Source organism: Halomonas sp. IOP_31, from assembly GCF_021151495.1.
GTDB lineage: Bacteria > Pseudomonadota > Gammaproteobacteria > Pseudomonadales > Halomonadaceae > Modicisalibacter > Modicisalibacter zincidurans.
Genome location: NZ_JAIRBP010000074.1, coordinates 1 through 2,131, shown reverse-complemented (window position 1 = coordinate 2,131; position 2,131 = coordinate 1). Strand labels below are relative to the sequence as shown.

Below are 2,131 nucleotides of genomic sequence, written 5' to 3'. Positions count from 1 at the left end.
GTGCGCCACGAGGCGCTTTGGAAACGTGCAGTGATGAAAGAGCACTGCCGTTGGTCTGTCGCAGCAGGCCGATAGAAGCTGAGGGCAGCTCGACCTCCGGTACGGGAGCAAGAGCGGCAAGCAGCCCTGACAACGCGGAGTCGTGCCGGCACTGCCAGACGGCGCGGGCTCTGCTAGCGAGACAGGACGGTGTACGAGAGGAACCCGTGCCATAAAGCCCCTCAAGAGACATCCACCCGCTCTAACCTGGTAGATGTGGGCGGGGTTGCGGTGCGTATCCCTGTAGGCTGGGGAGAACTCGTCCTCCGAAGTATGTCGACGGTTGACGAGGCCATGGTGAAGGCCTGCGGCGTAACCATGGCGAAGCCGCTGGGGCATAGCGGGGCACCAAGCCTGACAAGCGTTTCCAAGGTGAACGTGGGAACTCTGTCGTCGGTCCCTCACCGTCATGCGGCGGTAGGGAAAGCGCGTAGCCAGCCGATGCCGACGATGGGGGGCGGAGGACCCGTAGTAGTCCGAGGACGGGAAAGCCGTCCACATGGCGAAGGGGTCCAGCAAGGTTGCATGCCTAATGGAATTCAAGGAGGTCGTCGGTGAATACTGATGCACTGTGGCCCAGCCTGATCGTGGCAGAGTCACGGGTACTTGGATTGCAGAAGAAGCTGCACCAGTGGGCACTGGCGGATAGCCAGCGCCAATTCGATGATCTGTTCAACCTGGTTTGCGACCCGGCCTTCCTGATGGTGGCCTGGCAGCGTGTCAGGGGGAACAAGGGAGCGCGTACCGCCGGCGTGGACGGTGTCACCCCTCGCAGTATTGGGGACGATGCCACTGATCTGCTGAAATCGCTACGGGCCGAGCTCAAGGCACAGCAGTTCAGGCCCATGCCAGTCCGCGAGAAACGGATTCCCAAAGCCAACGGCAAGTTCCGGCGGCTGGGGATACCGACGACGCTGGATCGCGTGGTTCAAGCCACCCTAAAGCTGGTACTGGAGCCAATCTTCGAAGCGGATTTCAAGCCATGTTCGTATGGCTTCCGTCCGCATCGGCGCGCCCAGGACGCCATTGCCGAGATTCACTTTTTCACCACCGCTCAGCGGAACTACGAGTGGGTGTTGGAAGGCGACATCCAGGCATGCTTCGACGAGATCGACCATACGGCTCTGATGGGGCGTGTGCGTCACCGCATCGCCGATAAACGCGTTCTGAGGTTGATCAAGGCGTTCTTGCGAGCTGGTATCCTCCAGGAGGACCACCAAGCGCGAGCGACCATTACCGGTACCCCCCAGGGCGGCATCTTGTCACCCATCCTCGCCAACATTGCCTTGTCCGCACTGGATGAGCACTTTACCCAGAAATGGGAAGCGCTCGGTCCGTCGTGGACTCGCGCCAAGCGTCGCCGCATGGGAGTTTCCGTGATGCGACTCGTTCGCTACGCGGACGACTTCGTCGTACTGGTTCATGGAACCCGGCAAGACACAGAAGCGCTCTGGCAAGAAGTGGCAGAGGTACTGGCTCCGATCGGGCTCCGGCTCTCCCCGGAGAAGACACGAGTCTGCCACATCGACGAAGGGTTCGACTTCCTCGGCTGGCATATTCAACGCCGACGCTGGCGAGGTCGCGGCGGTAGGCGAGCCACCTACACCTACCCGTCGAAGAAGAGCTTGCAGACGGTGGTCGCCAAGGTGCGCTCGCTGACCCGCCGGAACAAACATCGGACTCTTGCTGACCTCCTTCACGCCATCAATCGCGTGATGCGGGGCTGGTGTCAGTACTTCCGGCATGGTGTGTCCGCCAAGACATTCAGTTACCTCGATTACTTCGCCTTCTGGCGAGTGGTCAACTGGGTGCGAAAGCGGCACCTCAAGCTGGGATGGGGAAAGCTGATCCGTCGCCACCTACCCGGTTGGGTACTACGTGACGGTCGAACCGAGATGTTCCGCCCTGGCCGGGTCGAGGTCACTCGATACCGGTACCGGGGCTCTCGGATCCCGACACCTTGGGCAAGTGAAACACTGGCATAACCTTGTGGAGAGCCGGATGCGGTGAGAGTCGCATGTCCGGTTCGGAGGGCGGGCCGGGGAAACCACCAGCTGAAAGGTTGGCAGGGCGCCCCGGCTCGACCCCTACA

General features: G+C 61.4%; 1 protein-coding gene. It reads left to right on the top strand.

Annotated elements, in window-relative coordinates:
- The first annotated feature begins 593 nt into the window (after positions 1–593).
- Positions 594–2,024 (top strand): group II intron reverse transcriptase/maturase, encoded by a 1,431-nt coding sequence (gene ltrA, locus K7I12_RS17310; protein WP_231664804.1) that lies wholly within the window; start codon positions 594–596, stop codon positions 2,022–2,024.
- Positions 2,025–2,131: the final 107 nt, after the last annotated feature.